Source organism: Wolbachia endosymbiont of Tuta absoluta (genome assembly GCF_059414725.1).
Map to the genome: position 1 here is coordinate 1 of NZ_JBNRJY010000184.1, position 512 is coordinate 512.

A 512-nucleotide genomic window follows, 5' to 3' on the forward strand; every position below is an offset into this window, starting at 1 on the left:
TGCTTAAAGAAGCAGGAGGTGAGTTAGCTGACATTTGTAAAATCACCATATATATCGTCGATCCACGTTATCGTGAAGATGTCTATCGTGTCGTAGGTAAATGGCTTAAAGGCGTCTATCCCGTTTCAACTGGAATCGTTGTTTCTGCTTTAGCTCGACCTGAGTGGCTTGTAGAAGTCGATGCGACTGCTGTGATTCCTGATTAAAATAAGCAACGACACGAGAACGCTATGACATTTTCAATTATTGCAAGATGTAGTGAAACAGGACAATTTGGTGCTGCGATCAGTTCATCCTCTCCCGCTGTTGCCGCAAGATGTATTCGTGCCAAAGCTGGTGTCGGGGTTGCAGCAAGTCAAAATATAACCGACCCAAGTTTGGCCAACATTTTACTTGAAATGACCAAATACAATATATCACCACATCGCGCGATCGATCCTCAATTTTCGCTACTGACACCACCTTTTCTCTACTCTCTGTTTTAAACAGAGTGACTCCTTGAGTGCTACGTC

At 43.6% G+C, this 512-nt stretch carries 1 protein-coding gene and 1 pseudogene; both read left to right on the forward strand.

All coding sequences use genetic code 11. From position 1 onward, the window contains the following. On the forward strand, window positions 1-206 hold a 206-nt coding region (locus tag ACJ5GX_RS01885), incomplete at its 5' end, for a RidA family protein (protein ID WP_495292641.1). Between the two features lie 24 nt (window positions 207-230). Next, window positions 231-377: pseudogene (locus ACJ5GX_RS01890) on the forward strand (DUF1028 domain-containing protein); the annotation flags it as partial. Window positions 378-512 lie beyond the last annotated feature (135 nt).